This window comes from Kluyvera genomosp. 1, from assembly GCF_001266615.1.
Classification (GTDB): domain Bacteria; phylum Pseudomonadota; class Gammaproteobacteria; order Enterobacterales; family Enterobacteriaceae; genus Kluyvera; species Kluyvera cryocrescens_A.
This window is the reverse complement of record NZ_LGHZ01000008.1, coordinates 76,339-95,432: the sequence shown is the minus strand read 5'-3', so window position 1 is coordinate 95,432 and position 19,094 is coordinate 76,339. Positions and strand designations below refer to the sequence as shown.

Annotated in this window: 22 protein-coding genes; 9 read left to right on the top strand and 13 right to left on the bottom strand. The window is 52.2% G+C overall.

What is annotated here, in order from left to right:
• Positions 1-7: 7 nt before the first annotated feature.
• Positions 8-799, top strand: a complete 792-nt coding sequence (locus tag KP80_RS05450) for a helix-turn-helix domain-containing protein (protein WP_052282577.1) — start codon at positions 8-10, stop codon at positions 797-799.
• On the opposite strand, the gene KP80_RS05445 is transcribed toward KP80_RS05450, so the two are convergent.
• Positions 796-1,146, bottom strand: a complete 351-nt coding sequence (locus tag KP80_RS05445) for a hypothetical protein (RefSeq protein WP_156315596.1) — start codon at positions 1,144-1,146, stop codon at positions 796-798. The two genes, KP80_RS05450 and KP80_RS05445, sit on opposite strands and share 4 nt — an antisense overlap.
• Before the next feature lie 271 nt (positions 1,147-1,417).
• Between KP80_RS05445 and KP80_RS05440 the strand changes: the two genes are divergently transcribed.
• Positions 1,418-2,194: an MBL fold metallo-hydrolase gene (locus KP80_RS05440; RefSeq protein WP_052282575.1), complete on the top strand. Its 777-nt coding sequence runs from the start codon at positions 1,418-1,420 to the stop codon at positions 2,192-2,194.
• 24 nt (positions 2,195-2,218) lie between these two features.
• The gene (locus tag KP80_RS05435; protein ID WP_052282574.1) at positions 2,219-3,175 is read left to right on the top strand and encodes a GlxA family transcriptional regulator; all 957 of its coding nucleotides are present in this window, start codon (positions 2,219-2,221) and stop codon (positions 3,173-3,175) included.
• 297 nt (positions 3,176-3,472) lie between these two features.
• On the opposite strand, the gene KP80_RS05430 is transcribed toward KP80_RS05435, so the two are convergent.
• The 8 genes from KP80_RS05430 to sad all read right to left on the bottom strand — a co-directional run bounded on the left by KP80_RS05430 (position 3,473) and on the right by sad (position 11,284).
• On the bottom strand, positions 3,473-3,913 hold the full coding sequence (locus tag KP80_RS05430) for a GNAT family N-acetyltransferase (RefSeq protein ID WP_052282573.1): 441 nt from the start codon (positions 3,911-3,913) through the stop codon (positions 3,473-3,475).
• Positions 3,914-3,924: 11 nt separating this feature from the next.
• Positions 3,925-4,839 (bottom strand): bestrophin family protein, encoded by a 915-nt coding sequence (locus tag KP80_RS05425; protein ID WP_052282572.1) that lies wholly within the window; start codon positions 4,837-4,839, stop codon positions 3,925-3,927.
• 361 nt (positions 4,840-5,200) lie between these two features.
• Positions 5,201-6,652 carry a tagaturonate reductase gene (locus KP80_RS05420; RefSeq protein WP_052282571.1) on the bottom strand — a complete coding sequence of 484 codons (1,452 nt, stop codon included), beginning with the start codon at positions 6,650-6,652 and terminating at the stop codon, positions 5,201-5,203.
• A gap of 114 nt (positions 6,653-6,766) precedes the next feature.
• Positions 6,767-7,294, bottom strand: a complete 528-nt coding sequence (locus KP80_RS05415; RefSeq protein ID WP_052282570.1) for a GNAT family N-acetyltransferase — start codon at positions 7,292-7,294, stop codon at positions 6,767-6,769.
• An 84-nt stretch (positions 7,295-7,378) separates the two neighbouring features.
• Positions 7,379-8,371, bottom strand: coding sequence for a sensor domain-containing diguanylate cyclase (locus tag KP80_RS05410; RefSeq protein WP_052282569.1), 993 nt, complete (start codon positions 8,369-8,371; stop codon positions 7,379-7,381).
• Between the two features lie 165 nt (positions 8,372-8,536).
• On the bottom strand, positions 8,537-8,902 hold the full coding sequence (locus KP80_RS05405) for a DUF4186 domain-containing protein (RefSeq protein ID WP_052282568.1): 366 nt from the start codon (positions 8,900-8,902) through the stop codon (positions 8,537-8,539).
• Positions 8,902-9,828 carry a glutaminase B gene (gene glsB, locus KP80_RS05400; RefSeq protein ID WP_052282567.1) on the bottom strand — a complete coding sequence of 309 codons (927 nt, stop codon included), beginning with the start codon at positions 9,826-9,828 and terminating at the stop codon, positions 8,902-8,904. The genes KP80_RS05405 and glsB overlap by 1 nt, the downstream gene beginning before the upstream one ends.
• 70 nt (positions 9,829-9,898) lie before the next feature.
• Positions 9,899-11,284 (bottom strand): succinate-semialdehyde dehydrogenase, encoded by a 1,386-nt coding sequence (gene sad, locus KP80_RS05395; RefSeq protein WP_052282566.1) that lies wholly within the window; start codon positions 11,282-11,284, stop codon positions 9,899-9,901.
• 103 nt (positions 11,285-11,387) lie between these two features.
• Here sad and ptrR point away from each other — a divergent pair, with 103 nt between their 5' ends.
• Complete coding sequence (ptrR, locus tag KP80_RS05390) at positions 11,388-12,257, top strand: putrescine utilization regulator PtrR (RefSeq protein ID WP_052282565.1); 870 nt, start codon at positions 11,388-11,390, stop codon at positions 12,255-12,257.
• Here the strand turns inward: ptrR and KP80_RS05385 are convergent.
• On the bottom strand, positions 12,220-12,690 hold the full coding sequence (locus tag KP80_RS05385; RefSeq protein WP_052282564.1) for a GNAT family N-acetyltransferase: 471 nt from the start codon (positions 12,688-12,690) through the stop codon (positions 12,220-12,222). The two genes, ptrR and KP80_RS05385, sit on opposite strands and share 38 nt — an antisense overlap.
• Before the next feature lie 152 nt (positions 12,691-12,842).
• Between KP80_RS05385 and KP80_RS05380 the strand changes: the two genes are divergently transcribed.
• Positions 12,843-13,787, top strand: a complete 945-nt coding sequence (locus tag KP80_RS05380) for an L-lactate dehydrogenase (protein WP_052282563.1) — start codon at positions 12,843-12,845, stop codon at positions 13,785-13,787.
• A 54-nt stretch (positions 13,788-13,841) separates the two neighbouring features.
• On the opposite strand, the gene KP80_RS05375 is transcribed toward KP80_RS05380, so the two are convergent.
• On the bottom strand, positions 13,842-14,630 hold the full coding sequence (locus KP80_RS05375; protein WP_052282562.1) for a PhzF family phenazine biosynthesis protein: 789 nt from the start codon (positions 14,628-14,630) through the stop codon (positions 13,842-13,844).
• 202 nt (positions 14,631-14,832) lie between these two features.
• On the opposite strand from KP80_RS05375, the gene KP80_RS05370 reads away from it, so the two are divergent.
• Positions 14,833-16,032: a sugar transporter gene (locus KP80_RS05370; RefSeq protein WP_052282561.1), complete on the top strand. Its 1,200-nt coding sequence runs from the start codon at positions 14,833-14,835 to the stop codon at positions 16,030-16,032.
• A gap of 41 nt (positions 16,033-16,073) precedes the next feature.
• On the opposite strand, the gene KP80_RS05365 is transcribed toward KP80_RS05370, so the two are convergent.
• The gene (locus KP80_RS05365) at positions 16,074-16,742 is read right to left on the bottom strand and encodes a MarC family NAAT transporter (protein WP_052282560.1); all 669 of its coding nucleotides are present in this window, start codon (positions 16,740-16,742) and stop codon (positions 16,074-16,076) included.
• A 228-nt stretch (positions 16,743-16,970) separates the two neighbouring features.
• Between KP80_RS05365 and marR the strand changes: the two genes are divergently transcribed.
• Genes marR through marB form a run of 3 tightly spaced genes read left to right on the top strand, consistent with a single transcriptional unit; the run spans position 16,971 to position 18,058 of the window.
• A complete protein-coding gene (gene marR, locus KP80_RS05360) occupies positions 16,971-17,405 on the top strand; it encodes a multiple antibiotic resistance transcriptional regulator MarR (RefSeq protein ID WP_052282595.1) in 435 nt (144 codons plus the stop codon).
• 20 nt (positions 17,406-17,425) lie between these two features.
• A complete protein-coding gene (marA, locus tag KP80_RS05355; protein WP_052282559.1) occupies positions 17,426-17,809 on the top strand; it encodes an MDR efflux pump AcrAB transcriptional activator MarA in 384 nt (127 codons plus the stop codon).
• A 30-nt stretch (positions 17,810-17,839) separates the two neighbouring features.
• A complete protein-coding gene (gene marB / locus KP80_RS05350; protein ID WP_052282558.1) occupies positions 17,840-18,058 on the top strand; it encodes a multiple antibiotic resistance protein MarB in 219 nt (72 codons plus the stop codon).
• A 31-nt stretch (positions 18,059-18,089) separates the two neighbouring features.
• On the opposite strand, the gene eamA is transcribed toward marB, so the two are convergent.
• Positions 18,090-18,992, bottom strand: a complete 903-nt coding sequence (eamA, locus tag KP80_RS05345) for an O-acetylserine/cysteine exporter (protein WP_052282557.1) — start codon at positions 18,990-18,992, stop codon at positions 18,090-18,092.
• Between the last annotated feature and the right edge of the window lie 102 nt (positions 18,993-19,094).

The window sequence follows — 19,094 nt, the reverse complement described above, 5'->3', positions numbered from 1 at the left end:
CCAAATAATGGATTTCTCCCCTGTGCCTGCGAAACGCTGGATCTCTTCACCGGATGACTCGATGAAGGCGCTGCCGCAGCCGGTCTACTTCCGCTCCTACGTGCTTGCTGCCAACAACCATGTTGATAGGCACCGCCATGCCTTCGCCCAGTTTCACTTCGCCCGTCAAGGCAGCATGCGTATTGATGTCGCGGGGAAATGCTGGGTGATCCCGGCTCACTACGGAATCTGGATCCCGCATAATACCGATCATGCCGTCTGGGCACTGGACGATGTGCATCTGGAAAATATAGACATTGAACCTGACTTTTTACCGTCGCCGATTGATGAATGTAAGGTAGTCGCCATCAGCGATTTTGTGCGCGAGTTTATTCACTACGCCACGACCAATACGGCAGAACGTTTTGATGTAAAAGGTAAAGAAGGAAAACTTGTCAGCGTATTGCTGGATGTGATTTTACAACTACCGGAAGTGGAGTTGATGCTGCCATGGCCGCAGAACGCGGCGCTAATGAAGATTTGCCGCACCATCCAGGAATCACCGGGGCTGGAACACGCGATGGAAGACTGGGCGAGTCATCTTGGCATGTCCGCCCGAACATTTTCACGCCACTTTAAAAAAGAGACCGGGATGCCATTTAGCGCCTGGAAACAAAAGATGCGTATTCTTGAGTCAGTGATGATTCTCAAAAAGAATAAAAACGTGACAGCGGTTGCTCTTGAAGTGGGTTATTCCAGCACCGCGGCCTTTAGCTACGCATTTCGTCAGGCGTTTGGCGTTCCCCCATCCAGCTATTAATGAATCGCTTTCGTTTTCGGGTTATATTTGTATATAAACGCGCTCGATCTGCCAGTCATCAGCTGAATCTCTTTAATGCTATAACCCTGCTGTAATAACTGCTGAATCTTTATTTTATCGCGCTCCACATCTTGTTTCCGCGAATTTCCAGAGGCCGCCTCCGGCACTGCTTTCATTTGTAGCTGTAGGCGACAAAGATTGATTTTATCCCATGCCATTCGACATTGTTCACTTGTGGCAAGCACGCTGACGGAAATATCCTGCCAGATGCACAGTGCGCGTCGAAAAAAACCTTTAGATTCATTGAGCTGTGCAAGCATTATCAGAGCATTAACTTCTGCAGACATAATCAGAAAACCCGTCAGTGAATGAAAAATCGCGGAGGCGCTATGGCTTAATTTATTTGTATGATAAATACAAAATAACGCCACTGTCTATGGTTTTCACCCCGCACTTCATACTCATTTTTCATGGTTACTATGCCCAAATGGCATCATTGCAGAATCAGAGTGCAACGATTGGCCCAATATCATCGAAAGTTGTCTTTTGGCCAGCGGCAGAAATCATGGGGTCCTTCATAATGTTGTCAACAGATAGCAAAGTCACAGGAACTCAGCCATGAAAATCACACAGATTCGGAACGCAACTCAGATCATCACTTATGCCGGTAAACGTTTTTTAATTGATCCAATGTTGGCCAAAAAAGGGGCCTACCCCGGATTTAGCGGCAGCGCACGCGCAGAGATTCGCAACCCGATGGTTGAACTGCCGACCACTATCGATGCGCTGCTCGACGTCGATGCCATCATCGTGACGCATACCCACCCAGACCACTGGGATGAAGCGGCAGCAGCGCACATTCCTAAATCAATGTTAATTTATGTACAAAATAGCAGCGATGAAGCCATTTTGCGGGCACAAGGTTTTACACAGCTGCGCCAACTTTCCGCAGAGAGCCGTTTCGGCGATATTCAACTCACCAAAACCAGCGGCCAGCACGGTTCAGATGACGCTTATGCCATTCCCGAATTGGCCGAACGGCTAGGTGAAGCCTGTGGTGTGGTGTTTCAACATCCCGCAGAAAAAACGTTGTATCTCGTGGGCGATTCTATCTGGATTGATGATGTTGCTGATAATATGCGCCATTACCAACCGGGTGTGGTCATCATGAACACCGGCTGGGCACATTTGTTGGGCTTTGGCCCGATCATTTTTGGCAAAGAAGATGTATTGAAGGCGCATCAGACTCTGCCACGGGCGCACATTGTTGCCACCCATATGGAAGCGGTCAACCACTGTCTGGTCACGCGGCGTGAACTGCTGCAGTATGCGCAAGATAATGAAATACAATCGTTTGTCAGCGCACCAGATGACGGTGACAGTGTCACGTTATAATCATACACAGTGGAGAATAGCGGTATGCCAACCACGGTTGCGATCGTTGCCAGCGAAGGTTTTAGTACCTTTCACTTTTCGGTACCGCTCATTCTCTTTGGTGAAAACCTTGGTGAACAACAGCGTTTCACGCGCTATATCTGCGCGGAGAACCCGGGGCTCGTGTGGTCTAAGGAAGGTACCGCGGTGCAGGCTACGCACGATTTCGATATGCTAGCGCAGTCTGACATCGTCATCGTTCCATTTTGGGGACAGGTGGATGAAAAACCGTCACCGGCGTTATTGGAGGCGCTCGTTAAGGCACGAAACAATGGCGCGACGCTGGTTGGACTTTGTCTGGGGACGTTCGTCCTCGCCTATGCGGGTGTGCTCGACCACCGCCAGGCCGCCACGCACTGGGAGTTTGAAAAGGCCTTCCAGCGTCTGTTCCCTCACGTCAATCTCGACGTCAACGTTCTGTACACGGAAGATGACGGAATAATCACCTCAGCAGGGACCGCGGCCGCGCTGGACTGCTGTCTGTATGTCATTCGCCAGCGATTTGGCGCCAGCGTCGCCAATCAAATCGCCCGCCGGATGGTCACCCCACCATACCGTGAAGGTGGTCAGGCACAGTATATAGAGCATGCGGTGCCGCACCGCACCGGCGATAATCGTATTAACCAGCTGCTGGAGTATTTACAAGCCAATCTTGAAGGACCGCATAACATCGATAATCTCGCCGAGCAGGCGGCAATGAGTCGCCGAACGCTGACTCGTCACTTTCAGAAAGCAACCGGTATGTCATTAGGGGAATGGATAACGACCGAGCGGTTACGCCGTAGCCAGCTACTGCTGGAAACCAGCGAGTTATCAATAGAACGGGTTGCTGAACGGTCGGGATTTCAGTCTTCGGTGACCTTTCGTCAGGCCTTCCGCGAAAAACTGGGAGTTAGCCCGCAGGAGTGGCGTAGAACGTTTCAGGGAAGTGCGTCCAAGTGAAATGTTATCCACAGAAACGGTGCACAACCTTGTGGGTAATCGGCCTAAAAGCCGTTGATTAACGGAGATTTGGGGAGTGATTAAGGGCGCAGCAACTCGCTACGCCCGAGAGGATGTCGCGTTTACGGTTACCAGTTTAAGGCCTGTACCAGCGATAAATCCCAAGCGGTCGCAAACAGCGAAATGAACAAAATAACGTTAACGGCCGTTTCGATTCTCTTTTCCATTTTGATTCTCCCTATGTCGGTACAACCATTAAACATGGAAAACCTTAATGATTTATTCCGCGCATTGCGGTTAGAGCGTCACACTGTAGCGAACAAAATCGTCGGCTGCGACGAATTCATCATAAAGCTTACGCGCCGGGTTATGAATACGAGTATGCCAGTAGAAACGTGACCATCCCTGCTCTTTCGCCTCATTTAGCACGAATTGTATCAGCTGCCGCGCCACACCCTTACCGCGATACGTCGGATCAACAAACAGATCTTCCAGATAGCAGATTGGCGCGGTCACCCAGGTTCCTTCATGAAGTACACAAACGGCGAAGCCTGCCACGATGCCGTCAACAACCGCGACGCGGCAAAACATCAACGATGCGTCATCGTTGATTCTAGCCCAGGTATGTTCAGTAACCACATCCGGGACCTGGCTTTCATAAAACTCGGTATACCCTTTCCACAACGCGAGCCACTGCGCCTTATCCTCAGGTTGAATGGGACGAAATTTTACGGTCACAACGCCACCTTTTAGGTTAGTTGATAGTACTTATCGACGGTAATCCGGGAAGGTATCTGTGGCGTATCATTCATTTGCAGCAAATCGATCTCGATGGCGTTGCAGATAGCATCCAGCGGCAAGTCATTATTTTCCATACCGAAGGGTTCTTCAAGCTCTTCCGCAAGTGTATCTAAAGAGATGAAAGTGTACGAAATCAGAACTGAAATAAAAGGCGTCATATAGTGGAGATCCACCACCAGGGCAAACGGCAACATGATGCAGAACAGATACACGGTACGATGCAGGATCAGGGAATAGGCAAACGGGACCGGTGTATTCGCAATGCGCTCGCAGCCCGCCAGTACGATCGACATATCGTTTAAGCGGATGTTGAGACTGTGATACAAAATGTCCGACAGTTCCCCTTCTCTCCGCCGCTGGGCTAACCACTCTCCCATAATCAGCAACAGACGGTTCGCCGGCGATTGAGCCGCCGTCACCTGTGCCAAATGTTCATCAGACAGATAGCTGGCCAGCACTGCGCGAATGGGTTGGCGACGCAAAGTCAGGCGTAAGCAGTGAGCGAAGGCAATTTGCAGGCCAACGAACTCCCCCAGTTGCGGAGCATTGTGCAGCGTGTTTTTCACTTCCCGTAACAACGAGCGCGAGGCAATCATTAACTGCCCCCAGAGCTGTCTCGCCTCGACGTAACGCGCGTAGCAAGCGTTATTACGAAAACCAAGGAAAATGGCAATTGCCACGCCAAGAATGCTGAATGGCGCGACGGTCAGCTTGAACCCTAAAGACGAATACCAGGGCAAGATAAGAATGACAACAATGGAAAGCAGAAAATTAAGTAACAGACGGGAGAAAATTTTCGGTAGCACGGAACCGTGCCAGACAAAGATACGAGCCAGCCAGTGCTGGTGAGGACGGACGATCATGTTTTTATCAATCTGGTTAACAATTTGTATATTAAACGTGATCTATGTCATGTATTCAAGCAGCAGACGCATCGCAGTGGTATGCTATCGCCCTCCTGATTCCTGTCAGACAACCAGGTTTTGCACGATGTTTCATTGGGATAGCAACAACACTCAATATGTATGTTGTAACTAATTAATCGCACATAATGCCCTAAAAAAGCGGCTCGAGCCCTAACTCCATTAACTTAAGCTTAGCGATGAGGGGAAACGCCGGGATTTGGCTCCCGGAAGGACGCCAAACCCGGCAGTCACCCCGGGTATCTCAATCTTAAATTTAAAGCGTTAGGCCTGAGCCGGGTTGCATCACGCTAAAACACCATCAGCACAGTGGCTGAACGGCTTTACGCATGCCTAAGTTCAGGATTGCGTCGAGGTCAACTGCAACCTGTTCGACCAATCCAGAAACCTGTGTAAGATCTTGTTCCCAGTGATCGCTGACTGACAGTACCGCTTTCACCAAATCAGCGGTGCTGATCTGCTGATCGCGATGCTGAGCCCACAGTTTTTGATAGCGTTCAATCCAGTGCGCATCATCCTGTACCGGATAGGCTTCACCGTTACGTTCACCGCGATAAAACGCAATCAGGGCCGCCAGAGCAAAGGTCAAACGAGCAGGCAGTTTACCCGTCGCTTTCTGCCCTGCCAGCAGTTGAGGAAGAATACGGGTACGGAATTTGGTCATCCCGTTAAGCGAGATAGACAGTAACTGGTGCTTAATGTACGGGTTGCGGAAACGGCCGGTAACCGCACTGGCAAAGGATTCCAGCTCATCTTTTGGCAAATCTAATACCGGAATAATTTCCTGATATATCGCTTTTTCAACGAAGGCGCAGATTTCAGCGTCGTTCATCGCTTCGCCAACAGTATCAATACCAGACTGGAACGCCACCGGTACCAGCGCCGTATGCGCGCCGTTAAGAATCGCCACTTTACGTTCTTTATAAGGCTTAATATCGTCGACAATCAATACGTTCAACGCCAGCTTGTCGAGACGCAGTTCACGAGCCAGTGATTTTGGCCCCTGAATCACAAACAGGTAGAAATGTTCCGCGGTATCGAGGAATCCATCTTTATAACCCAGCTCAGCTTCCAGCTTAGCAGCCTCGTCACGCGGATAACCGGTGACAATGCGGTCCACCAGCGTAGAGCAGAAGGCATTAGATTCATTCAGCCAGTTCATGAATTCAGCGGGAAGTGCCCATTCTTGCGCATAGCGGACAACCAGCTCGTGCAGCGCGTCACCGTTGTAATCAATCAGCTCACACGGAATGATAACCCAACCCTTATCTGCAGCACCGTTGAAGTGGCTGAAGCGCTCAAACAGCAGACGAGTGAGCTTCGCAGGATAGCTTACCGCAGGCGCATCATCGAATTTGTCACCCGCGTGATAACTAATGCCGGCTTCAGTGGTATTGGAGAAAACAAAACGCATATCAGGGTTATGCGCAAGTTTCAGGAACGCATCGTAATCACTGTAGGCGCTGATTTCACGGTTGACGGAGCGAATCAGGCGAGCATCGCTCACCGCCTCGCCCTTCTCATTCAAGCCACGAATAATTGTCGTGTACAGGCCATCCTGAGTACTGAGCGACGGTGGAAAATCGCTAGCGATTGGGCGGACGATGACCACCCCAGAATTCAGGTCGGTGTGTTCGTTCAGCAGATCAATCTGCCAGTCAACGAACGCACGCAGGAAGTTTCCTTCGCCAAACTGAATGATACGCTCAGGATATTGGGCACCGGGGAAATCATGGCGGTTCAGTGTTTTCACAATGGGTTCCTTTCTGGATTAGTCATACAACCTGCTCAATTGGTGTAATAACTTATCAGATTTTCCGCTTATGAAACCGTGTTTTGATCAAAAGTGAGAGAATAAATAGCGAGTCTATAAAAATTTGTAAAAAATTGAGGTGCCCGTCAGTTCTCCGTCAGGCATTAAGGCGTAGCGCGGGACTTCACCGACTTTCTGCCAGCCACATTGCTGATAAAAATGTTCTGCGCCACTCCCGGTGGCCGTGTCCAATACCAATACGGATTTTTGTGCATCGGCTGCCACCTCTTCAAGCCGCTGCATCAGCGCCCGAGCAATACCGCTGCGTCGCGCACATTCATGCACCAGCAGCTTGGCAACATCGGCACGGTGCGGCTGGTTTTCCGGCTGATCGGTGATGAGCTGGACTGTCCCTACCACCTGCTGTTGGGCATTTTTCGCCACCAGCACCACGCGTTCGCCACGCGCTACGCTTGACGCCGTACGACGCCAGAAAGCCTGAGCCGCATCGAGAGTAAAGGGCAGCATAAAGCTGACTGACGCGCCGCCATTAACGCAGTTAGACAGAACGTCACTCAGCGCATCGAGATGTGCCAGAATATCGTTCTCAGTGAAAGTATGAAGCGTGAAGGATGTGTGCATGATCTTCCCCATAAAATGAAGAGACCACTATCTCGTTAACCATTTGATAACACAACGGGTAGCGTCATTGGATTTTCGTATGTCTTAATGCGCGAAGATCTGATTTTTACCACGGCGCTTGGCTTCATAGAGCGCACTGTCTGCCGCCTGCAGCCAATCCGTAACTTCGTTCATTTCCGGTAGTGCGTCGGCAATACCAATGCTCAGCGTTAATGTTTGATGATGATGTGGACGTTCGGTCACCACCGATGTCGCGTCCATAATCCGCTGAGCAATCGCACGCCCCTCTTCGGGCGAAGTATCCGGTAGCAGGATAACAAACTCGTCGCCGCCCAAACGTGCGGGCGTATCGGTAGGACGCGTAGCCATCTGCAAAATCTGCGACACGGTTTTAAGCATCACATCGCCAACCTTATGGCCAAAACTGTCATTGATCTCTTTAAAATTATCCAGGTCGATAAACATCAGCAGTGAATGTCCACAGTGCTGCTTAAGTCGAATAAGTTCCCAGGCAATTCGCTGCTCCAACAGGCGCCGATTCGCGATATCCAGCAGGGGATCGAGCATAGCAATCCGTTCCAGCTCCTGGCTCTTCAAGCGCAGCTTCACGGCGATACTGTCGGTCAAAAGACTCAGTGCGAGCACATAGAGTGAAATCAGCGGCAGCGTCGCCAGCATCGTGCGCTGAGAGACATACGGTGTAAAAGGCATTCCGGTAAGTACCCAGCTAACGGCAAACCCCGCCAGCAGGGTTCCCGCCGCTTTACGCATGAGCTTCACGCCACCGGCTGAGAGTCTATCGGTCATCAGGATCGTCGCGATCGTTACCGACGGCAGCGGGTTGCAGGCCATCATGGCTATCCAAAATCCCCCCACCGCCGCATCCACCAGAAGATTTTGTTGCTCAGCCTCCCTGGGCATGGGGGCTTTACGTGCACGAAGAAAGGCGACAGTCGGCCAGACAAAAGCATTGATGCCCAGCAGCATCATTAGGAACTGTGGTTGCTGACGCTCAATAAGCACAGAAAGGATGGGAAAAAAGCAGAGAAAGGTGCCAAGGATCCGCATCAGATACATTCGTCTGACAAACCGGGTTCCTGTCACCCCATTATTCGCAATTAGTTTGCCAAAACTATTCATAACACAATTTATTCCGATACGTCGCCCGGCCTATCATATTGAGCGACGTTCGTTTGAGCAAGCTATCAAAATAGATAGCTTTTCAGATTAAACTTATGCGTGCTACCTCTCGGTTTTATTCATCTGAATCACGAGCCAGTGATGAATAACCCCCACAATATAGTGCTGCTGCGCTTCGCTCAGCGCTCGTCCCTGGGGAATATGATGCCATTTTGCCAGACAGCCACGACAGCAGGTCGCCGTCGCGTGTTGCGCAATAAATACCGGATGTCCGCGCATCGGCGTTTGCTTGCCATCGTTATTCGGTTGCGCCGGAGCCAGACGCCCGGCGACAAAATCGGCCGCATGACGGTCAATCACTTCGGCACCTTTATCCAGACAATACTGCCGCTCTTTCTCGCCCAGCCGAAAACGGCTGCGAAACGGCGATCGCTGTAGACGCGAAAACAGGTTTTCCAGCGTATCCATCAGTAAACCGAACGTCCTATTTGTTGAGTCAGTTTTTCCAGCACCGCCACACCTGCCAGCGAGTTACCGGTTTCATCAAGCTCCGGGCTCCATACGGCAATAGCCATCTCATGAGGCACAATAGCCACGACCCCACCGCCAACCCCGGATTTCGCCGGCAGCCCAACTCGCCAGGCAAACTCACCGGCGTTTTGGTACATCCCACTGGTCGCCATTAACGCATTCACCTGCCGCGCCTGCATCGGCGAAATAACCGGTTTATCCAAATGCGGAGCCAGCCCCTGATTCGCCAGAAATAAGAACGTTTGTGCCAGCTCCACGCAGTTCATCTTCAACGCGCAATAGTGGAAGTAGTTTTGTAAAACCGTGGTCACATCGTGATGGAAGTTGCCGAAGGATTTCATCAGCCAGGCAATCGCCGCATTGCGCGCTGAATGTTCAAACTCCGAACGTGCGACCTGCAGATCGTAGCTGATATCGTCGACACCGCTTAGCTTACGCACAATCTCAAGCATACGTTGACGAGGCGCGCTTAACCGCCCTTGCAACATATCGCAGACCACCAGCGCCCCGGCGTTAATAAAAGGATTACGCGGAATGCCCTGTTCCATTTCCAACTGCAGAAGGGAGTTGAACGGCTGACCGGAGGGATCTTTGCCAACGCGCGGCCAGATCTCCTCAGCCTGATAGTGGTTCATCGCCACCACCAGACTGAGAACTTTTGAAATGGACTGAATCGAGAATCGCTCGCTGGCGTCGCCGGCGCTAAAGTGCTGCCCGTCAACGGTGCTGATAGCAATCCCCAGTTTATTACCGCTGACGCAGGCCAGTGCCGGAATATAGTCCGCCACTTTACCCTGCCCAATCAGCGGACGTACGTCGTTCAGAATCGACGTTAGCATGGCATTATTGATAACCGTAGCCACTTACGCTCCTTGCCCTCAGGCTATTTTCGGCCTGGGAGTATAGCAGAGTGGCATGGCTACGTCGTTTCGCTTAGCGACGATCTTTCCACACGGTCTGCACGTTACAGAACTCACGCAGGCCAAAGTGTGACAGCTCACGGCCAAAACCGCTTTTCTTCACACCGCCAAACGCGACCCGAGCATCACTGGCACTATAGCCATTGATGAAGACGCCGCCACACTCAAGTTCGTCGGCAAAACGCTGCGCCTGCGCGCTATCGGCGGTAAATACGGTAGCCGATAAACCAAACTCACTGTCGTTAGCTAAAGCCAGCGCATGATCCGCGTCGCTAGCTACCGTAATCGCCGCCACCGGGCCAAACATCTCCTGACGGAACGCGGTCATATCAGGCAGCACATCGGCGAGCACCGTCGCGGGATAATAGTTACCTTCACCGCTGAGCTTCTCGCCACCGAGCAGCAGAGTTGCGCCTTCTTTAACGGTCGCCATCACCTGATCGTGCAGCTCATCGCGCAGATCAAAACGCGCCATTGGCCCCAGATAGTTCTCCTCTTCACCGGGATCACCCATTTTCAGGGCTTTTGCTGCTTCGACAAACTTCTGCGTAAAGGTTTCGGCAATACCTGCTTCCACGATAAAGCGTTTTGCGGCCGCGCAGACTTGTCCGGTATTTTGATAACGGCCAATGACAGCCGCCTGCACCGCCATATCGATGTCTGCATCGTTGAGAACAATAAACGGATCGGAGCCACCGAGTTCAAGCACGCATTTCTTCAGCGCTGCACCGGCCTGTGCACCAATTGCTTTCCCGGCACGCACGCTACCGGTAACCGTCACTGCCGCCACGCGCGGATCGTTGATGGTCTGCGACACGCCGTCGTTGGTTGCGTTGACCCAATTAAAGACGCCTGCAGGTACGCCTGCCTGCGTAATAATGTCGCCAATCAGCGTCGCACAGCCCATAACGTTAGGCGCATGCTTAAGAATATAGCTGTTGCCCGCCAGCATAATCGGCACCGCACCGCGCAGCACCTGCCACAGCGGGAAGTTCCACGGCATAATGGCTAATACCGGCCCTAAAGGACGATACTCGATAACGGCCTGGTTGTGCTCAACCTGAGTCGCTTCGGTCGCCAGCATAGCCGGGCCATGTTCCGCATACCAATCACAGAGGTGGGCAGATTTAGCCACTTCACCCCGTGCCTGATTAATGGGTTTCCCCATTTCACGGGTAATGCACTGCGCCATCTCTTCATCGCGTTCACGCAGTACGCGGCCAACGGCACGTAGCGCATCGGCGCGTTGGGTAACAGAAGTCTTACGCCATTGGCGAAAAGCATTATCAGCAAGACCAATCACAACATCGACTTCTGCCGTCGTCGCCCAAGGCAGCGAGGAAATCGTTTCGCCAGTAGCCGGGTTAATCGAAACAGCGTGGGTTGCAGGTGAATTCATTTTTTCTTTCCTCGTCAATTGCGCAGTGGTGACATCCTCGCCTATTCTGCTATTTATGAAAACTGAATAATATTAACCGAAACATTCACGATACGAGAACACCATGGACTTAACTCAACTGGAAATGTTCAACGCCGTCGCCCAGACCGGTAGCATTACCCAAGCCGCGCAGAAGGTGCACCGCGTACCTTCCAACCTGACGACCCGCATTCGTCAACTGGAGGCCGATCTCGGCGTTGAGCTATTTATCCGCGAGAACCAGCGTCTGCGCCTTTCTCCTGCTGGACACAGTTTTCTTCGCTATAGCCAGCAGATCCTTGCGCTGGTCGATGAAGCGCGAATGGTCGTCTCTGGCGATGAGCCCCAGGGTTTGTTTGCTCTGGGTGCGCTGGAAAGCACCGCCGCCGTGCGTATTCCGGAAACGCTCGCACGTTATAATCAGCGCTACCCGCGCATCCAATTCGATCTGGCGACCGGGCCTTCAGGCACCATGACCGATGGCGTGCTTGAAGGTACGCTAAGCGCGGCGTTTATTGATGGGCCCATACTGCATCCAGGTCTTGATGGTATGCCGGTGTACCAGGAAGAGATGATGTTAGTCGCCGCCCACGGGCATCCGCCGATTACGCGCGCCAGCGAGGTGAACGGGGTGAGTATCTACGCGTTTCGCGCCAACTGCTCTTATCGTCGTCATTTTGAAAGCTGGTTTCATGCAGACAAAGCCATGCCGGGTCGTATCCACGAAATGGAGTCTTATCACGGCATGTTAGCCTGCGTGATAGCCGGGGCCGGTTTAGCGCTGATACCGCGCAGCATGTTGGAAAGTATGCCCGGTCACCACCAGGTATCGGCCTGGCCGCTGGCCGAGAAATGGCGCTGGCTGACGACCTGGCTGGTATGGCGACGCGGGGCGATGAGTCGTCAGCTGGAGGCGTTTATTGCGTTACTGGATGAGCCAGCACTTTCGTCATAAAAATGCTCAGCGGATCGGGCTGATACGGGGCAAACGCGTCACACACTTCATAGCCACAGCGTTCATAGAGTCGAATGGCCGCGTGCTGATGGATTCCCGTTTCTAATTGCAGCGTATGGCAACCACGTTGCCACGCGGCACGCTCGAGTTCAGCCAACAATTTTTCACCCAACCGTTGTCCGCGATGCGTGTCGTCAATGTACACACGCTTCATTTCTGCGCGCCCCCCCTCACCGACAACAATGGCTCCGCAGCCAATAGCCTGTTCACCGTGGCGAATAGCCAACAGTATCAGTTGCTCCTGCGGCAGCTGTGATAAATCGACCAGATGATTACTCTCCTGTGGATAAAGCGCCATTTGGTAACGATCAAGGGCGGCGATGAGAGAATGAATTCCCGCATCAGCGGTGGATGTCACAGCGATAGTGTACATAGGCGGCTCCGGCTTTTAATTGTTTCCCCACTCTACCATTCGGCTGTTCATCGACTCAGATCGTTAACTTATAATTGCGGCAGACTATTGCGCTAACCGCTTGTTAACGAGTAGTTTTATCCCCTGTTGTTTCTCTATCTAGTGGAAATACCATGAATACCAAAGCCCGTAAGGTCATGATCATCGGCGCCGGTAACGTTGGCGCATCGGCCGCCTATGCGCTGCTGAATCAGAATATTTGCGAAGAATTAATCCTGGTCGATCTGAATAAGGACCGCGCGCAAGCGCATGCCCAGGATCTGAGCGATGCCGCAGCCTATATGCCCGGCATGATGACTATCTCTTGTCGCGAAGCCAGCGATTGTGCCGATGTCGATATCGCGGTCATCACCGTCTCCGGCGGTGCATTGAAGCCCGGCCAAACGCGCCTCGATGAACTGCACGGTACCGCCCGTATCGTGCACAGCATTGTTCCGCAAATGATGGCCGGCGGGTTTAACGGCATTTTCCTGATTGCCACAAACCCATGCGACATCATTACCTGGCAGGTATGGCAGCTCTCTGGTCTGCCGCGTAACCAAGTCATTGGCACTGGAGTATGGCTCGATACCACCCGCCTGCGGCGTAAGCTGGCGCAGGATCTGGATATCGGAGCACAAAGTATTGATGCCTTTATCCTTGGCGAACACGGCGACACGCAGTTCCCGGTGTGGTCGCACTCCTCGGTTTACGGTTCGCCGATTGAACAGGTTTACCAACGGCGTACCGGCAAAGCGCTCGATCGTCAGGCGATGGCTGAGAGCGTACGTAAACTGGGTTTTGAAATTTATGCTGGCAAAGGCTGTACCGAGTACGGTATTGCTGGGACCATTGCCGAGATTTGTCGCAATGTGTTCACCGGCAGCCATCGCGCGCTGGCGATCTCTTGCATTGTGGACGGTGAATATGGTGTAAACGGCGTAGCGATTGGTGTGCCTGCCGTATTAGCACAAAGCGGTGTCCAGCAGATAATTGAACTGCAGCTCGCTGACGATGAGCTAGAGAAGTTTGCGCACTCCGTAGAGGTAATTAAAACGAATATTGCCTTGCTACCCTAGGCAGCAAGCAACGTCGGCTACGTTTTGCGTTCGCAGGGCGTAGCCGACAAGGCATCAATCCAGTAAGACTTTTCCCTGCAAATAGGTTCGCGTCGTCCCACTCATATACACCCGCTCGCCTGCCCATTCGCAGCGGACATCGCCACCACGCGCGGAAACCTGTCGTGCCAGCATCAGCTTTTTACCGAGCTTTTCGCCCCAGTAGGGAATAAGCATGGTATGCGCCGAGCCGGTGACCGGATCTTCCCAGACCGCTTCACCTGGCGAGAAGAAACGGCTGACAAAGTCATATTCACCGTCTCCTGCGGCGGTCACCGATACCTTATGTTCAACCGGCGTCATAGCCGCAATATCCGGCGTCAGCGCTTCAACCTGCTGGCGATTTTCCAGTTCAATCACCCATGCGCGTCCCTTACGCGCATTGAGGTAGCTGTCGATACCCAGCGCGCGGAGCATTTCAGGGGGCGGTGTTTGTTCTTGTGTCGGGCACGCCGGAAAATCCAGCGTCAACCACTCACCGCTACGCGAGACGGTCAAGCGGCCGGAGAGCGTGTCAAAGTGGATGCGTTCGTCGGGATAGTGCAGATGATTAAATACCACATGGGCGCTGGCGAGCGTCGCATGGCCGCAGAGATTGACTTCAATGCGCGATGTAAACCAGCGCAAGGCGAAACCGCTTTGCTGTTTGACGATAAACGCGGTTTCCGATTGGTTATGCTGGCATGCCATTTGTTGCATCACCTCATCCGGCAGCCAATCGTCCAGAACACAGACCGCTGCCGCATTCCCACCAAAGGCATGGCGGCTGAAGGCATCAACCATATAAAAATCAATTTCGTGCATAAGGTTCCCCGCGCTGTTCTCTCTTTTTATAGCAAATTGACACGAAAATTTAACATCGACAAGCGTCTTCAACAGGAATATTTGTGACAACGTCACAACCATATAAAAATGAGATATAACTCACAAAATGTTTGTATTCCGCGCAACAATCGCTTTAAGATCAAGCATCTCATCATTTCTCTAACGCTCCCGGTGCATTTCTATGACAACTAACACGGTCTCTCGTCGGATCGCGTGGCTTCGGGTGGTCACGCTGGCTATCGCTGCTTTTATCTTTAATACCACCGAATTTGTCCCCGTCGGTCTGCTCTCCGACATTGCCGGTAGCTTTGGTATGCAAACCGCCGAAGTCGGTATCATGTTGACCATTTACGCTTGGGTCGTCGCGCTCATGTCGCTGCCATTTATGCTGTTAACCAGCCAAATGGAGCGCCGCAAGCTGCTGATCGGCCTGTTTATTGTATTTATTGCCAGCCACGTGCTCTCTTTCCTGGCGTGGAACTTTACCGTGCTGGTGGCCAGCCGAATCGGGATTGCCTTTGCCCATGCGGTGTTCTGGTCGATAACCGCCTCACTGGCCATTCGTATGGCCCCTGCTGGTAAACGCGCCCAGGCGCTGAGTCTTATCGCTACCGGTACCGCTCTGGCGATGGTTTTCGGCATTCCGATTGGCCGTATCGTTGGCCAATACTTCGGCTGGCGCACCACATTCTTCGCCATTGGCGTGGGTGCACTCATTACCCTGCTGGCGCTGGTGAAGCTGCTGCCGCTGCTGCCAAGCGAACACTCCGGATCGCTGAAAAGCCTGCCGGTACTGTTCCGCCGTCCGGCGCTGGTCAGTATCTATCTGCTGACCGTAGTGGTAGTGACCGCACATTACACTGCCTACAGCTATATTGAGCCCTTCGTACAAACCGTCGCCGGACTGAGCGGCAATTTCGCCACCATTCTGCTGTTGGTCCTGGGCGGTGCGGGGATTATCGGTAGTGTGCTGTTTGGTAAACTGGGCAACAAACATGCTTCCGGGCTGGTCAGCAGCGCCATTGGTTTGCTGCTGGCATGTTTACTGCTGTTGATGCCCGCATCCCAGGACGCCAGCCATCTTGCGGTACTCAGCGTCTTCTGGGGTATCGCGATTATGGTGATTGGCCTGGGAATGCAGGTCAAAGTACTGGCGCTGGCTCCGGATGCGACCGATGTGGCGATGTCACTGTTCTCGGGGATTTTTAATATCGGAATTGGTGCGGGTGCGCTGCTTGGTAGCCAAATAAGCACCCATTTCTCAATGTCAGCCATTGGCTATGTCGGCGCGGTGCCGGCACTGGCTGCTTTTATCTGGTCGGTCGTAATTTTCCGCCGCTGGCCGGCGACGTCATTAGAAGAACAGGCGCATCAACACTGATACTATCGAGGCCGCATCACACGATGCGGCCTCGATGTGAATCACGCGTGATAGGTAGAGATAATCTCCAGCACACCGTTAATAATAAACTGCACGCCCATACACACCAGCAGGAAGCCCATCAGTCGGGAAATCGCTTCAATCCCCCCTTTACCCACCAAACGCATGATGGCACCGGAGCTGCGTAAACATCCCCACAGGATCACCCCAACCAGCGCGAAGATCATAGGCGGAGCCACCAGCACCACCCACTCAGGGAAATTAACGCCGTGTTTGACTGTAGACGCTGAGCTGATGATCATCGCAATGGTCCCCGGCCCGGCGGTGCTCGGCATCGCCAGCGGGACGAAGGCGATATTAGCAGTCGGCTCTTCTTTTAACTCTTCCGATTTACTCTGCGCTTCCAGCGATTCATGCGCTTTTTGCTGCGGGAACAACATCCGGAAACCGATAAAGGCAACAATCAATCCCCCGGCAATACGCAGGCCAGGTATTGATATACCGAATGTATTCATCACCACCTGACCCGCGTAATAGGCCACCATCATGATAGCGAACACGTAGACGGAGGCCATCAAAGACTGGCGGTTACGCTCCGCATTATTCATGTTTCCCGAAAGTCCGAGGAACAGCGCGACGGTGGTTAATGGGTTCGCCAGCGGCAGCAGCACTACCAGCCCAAGGCCAATTGCCTGAAAGAGTTCCTTCATAGATATCCAAAATCCTGTCTGTTTTACGGAAAAAAACGCGCTGAACGCCGGGCGTTAGCCGTTCAGCACAGCAGCTTTCGCTCTCGCTTAGCTAAGTACAGGATATCCTATTTATCGTTATTTGAACCGTTTTAGCAATTCGTGGCATCCCGCCATCCATTCAGTTGACTTATGGTTGCATGGGAAATAATATCCTCCGCAACTAAAGTACTTGCCAGGGCAACCAAAGTGAACAGCACAAGCAATCTCTTCAATGAAATGATTCCACTTGGGCATTTGATTCACATGGTTAACCAGAAAAAAGATCGCTTACTCAACGAGCATTTATCGCCAGAAGACATTACCGCCTCGCAGTTCAGGGTTCTGTGCTCCATTCGCTGTCAGGGCAGTATCACCCCTGTGGAATTGAAGAAGACCCTCTCAGTGGACTTGGGTGCACTCACCCGCATGCTGGACCGTTTGTTGTGTCGGGGCTGGATAGCTCGGTTACCCAATCCAAACGATAAGCGAGGGGTATTGATTCAGCTAACGCCAGAAGGCGCGGCAATCTGTGAGCAATGTCATCAGCTCGTTGGGCAAAACCTGCACCAGGAATTAACAAAAAACTTAACGGCAAATGAAGTGGCAACGCTTGAGCTTCTACTTAAAAAAATATTGCCGTAAACAGAAGAAGAGGTAAGACGATGTCCAGACGCAACACCGACGCTATTACTATTCATAGCATTTTGGGCTGGATCGAAGATAACCTGGAATCCCCGCTGTCGCTTGAAAAAGTGTCCGAGCGTTCTGGTTACTCCAAGTGGCACCTGCAGCGGATGTTCAAAAAAGAGACCGGTCACTCATTAGGTCAATACATCCGCACCCGTAAACTGACGGAAATTGCCCAGAAATTAAAAGAAAGTAACGAGCCGATCCTCTATCTGGCGGAGCGTTACGGTTTTGAATCGCAGCAGACGCTGACGCGAACGTTTAAAAACTATTTCGATGTGCCACCACACAAGTATCGCGTCACCAATATGCACGGAGAGTCTCGCTACCTCCACCCCATTGATCACTGTGTTTGTTAATCGCCTGCCAAAAGACGTATCGAGGAAATAATGAAACTGTTCGCTTCCGTTGCCTTCGCCCTGCTGGCGGTGGCTGCAAGCCCAAGCTTTGCGGAGCAACAACTCCCGGCACAAAATAACGCCCACCACACCATGCTGATGCCCTCTGCCAGCAACCAGTCACCATTTGATTTTAATCACATGGCCGCCGGTAGCGACAAATCGGATGAGCTGGGCGTGCCGTATTACAACAACGATATTAATCGCTAAATGCAATTGCCCCGCCATCGCGGGGCTTTTTTTACCCTTTTACCGCCCGACGCCTTCCCGGTAAACGGAAACCAAAAACGTTAATCAACAGCCCCGCCATAATCAGCACCGCACCGGCAAGCTGCATCAATGAGAGCGTTTCACCCAGTAACAGCGCGGCACTCGCCAGCCCAACCACCGGAACCAATAGCGATAAAGGCGCCACCCGCCAGGTCTCGTAACGCCCCAGCAGAGAACCCCAAATACCATAACCGATGATGCTCGCCATAAATGAAAGGTAGGCCAACGACAGCACGGTGGTCATATCGATATGAATTAAGCTCTGTGCCATGACCTGCGGCCCTTCAAATATCCACGAGCTGAGCATAAATGGAACAATCGGAATCAATGCGCTCCATACCACCAGCGACATCACGCCTGTTTTAGAGGGATGCAGCATGATTTTTTTGTTAAAGATATTCCCACATGCCCAGCACAGCGCCGCTCCCAACGTCAGCATAAAGCCCAGCAGTTTCACGTTTTGCCCGTTCATGCTCGTTTCAATCAACACCAGTACGCCAAATACTGCCAGCGAAATCCCTACCAGCTGTTTGCGCTGGAGCCGCTCGCCAAAGACAAATGCACCGAGAATAATGGTAAAGAAGGCCTGCGCCTGCAAAACGAGCGACGCCAACCCTGCAGGCATACCGAAGTTAATCGCGCAGAACAGGAAGGCAAACTGACCGAAACTGATGGTCAACGCATAGCCCAGCAATAACGGGAGCGGTACGCGCGGGCGAGGAACGAAGAACAGCGCCGGAAACGCAACAAACAAAAAGCGTAAACCGGCCAGCAGCAGCGGCGGCATCCCATGTAGCCCCACTTTGATAACCACAAAGTTTAGCCCCCATACCACCACTACCAGCAGCGCCAGTAGCCCATCTTTACGCGTCATACTCGCCTCAACGTTTATTAAATTTATGTAAACACAATCAAAGTAACGAAAATTTCGTCCCAGGAATAGATCATTATTATTGGCGGGATGAAATCGCACTCA

Bases quoted from the DNA above. Each gene is read 5' to 3' on its own strand.
- KP80_RS05405 (WP_052282568.1), bottom strand. From the start codon at position 8,902: ATGGATACGCTGGAAAACCTGTTTTCGCGTCTACAGCGATCGCCGTTT.
- KP80_RS05425 (WP_052282572.1), bottom strand. From the start codon at position 4,839: ATGATCGTCCGTCCTCACCAGCACTGGCTGGCTCGTATCTTTGTCTGG.
- KP80_RS05435 (WP_052282574.1), top strand. From the start codon at position 2,219: ATGCCAACCACGGTTGCGATCGTTGCCAGCGAAGGTTTTAGTACCTTT.
- sad (WP_052282566.1), bottom strand. From the start codon at position 11,284: ATGAATTCACCTGCAACCCACGCTGTTTCGATTAACCCGGCTACTGGC.
- marA (WP_052282559.1), top strand. From the start codon at position 17,426: ATGTCCAGACGCAACACCGACGCTATTACTATTCATAGCATTTTGGGC.
- KP80_RS05385 (WP_052282564.1), bottom strand. From the start codon at position 12,690: ATGTACACTATCGCTGTGACATCCACCGCTGATGCGGGAATTCATTCT.
- ptrR (WP_052282565.1), top strand. From the start codon at position 11,388: ATGGACTTAACTCAACTGGAAATGTTCAACGCCGTCGCCCAGACCGGT.
- KP80_RS05415 (WP_052282570.1), bottom strand. From the start codon at position 7,294: ATGCACACATCCTTCACGCTTCATACTTTCACTGAGAACGATATTCTG.
- KP80_RS05450 (WP_052282577.1), top strand. From the start codon at position 8: ATGGATTTCTCCCCTGTGCCTGCGAAACGCTGGATCTCTTCACCGGAT.
- KP80_RS05370 (WP_052282561.1), top strand. From the start codon at position 14,833: ATGACAACTAACACGGTCTCTCGTCGGATCGCGTGGCTTCGGGTGGTC.
- KP80_RS05445 (WP_156315596.1), bottom strand. From the start codon at position 1,146: ATGTCTGCAGAAGTTAATGCTCTGATAATGCTTGCACAGCTCAATGAA.
- KP80_RS05410 (WP_052282569.1), bottom strand. From the start codon at position 8,371: ATGTATCTGATGCGGATCCTTGGCACCTTTCTCTGCTTTTTTCCCATC.
- eamA (WP_052282557.1), bottom strand. From the start codon at position 18,992: ATGACGCGTAAAGATGGGCTACTGGCGCTGCTGGTAGTGGTGGTATGG.
- KP80_RS05380 (WP_052282563.1), top strand. From the start codon at position 12,843: ATGAATACCAAAGCCCGTAAGGTCATGATCATCGGCGCCGGTAACGTT.
- KP80_RS05375 (WP_052282562.1), bottom strand. From the start codon at position 14,630: ATGCACGAAATTGATTTTTATATGGTTGATGCCTTCAGCCGCCATGCC.
- KP80_RS05365 (WP_052282560.1), bottom strand. From the start codon at position 16,742: ATGAAGGAACTCTTTCAGGCAATTGGCCTTGGGCTGGTAGTGCTGCTG.
- marB (WP_052282558.1), top strand. From the start codon at position 17,840: ATGAAACTGTTCGCTTCCGTTGCCTTCGCCCTGCTGGCGGTGGCTGCA.
- KP80_RS05440 (WP_052282575.1), top strand. From the start codon at position 1,418: ATGAAAATCACACAGATTCGGAACGCAACTCAGATCATCACTTATGCC.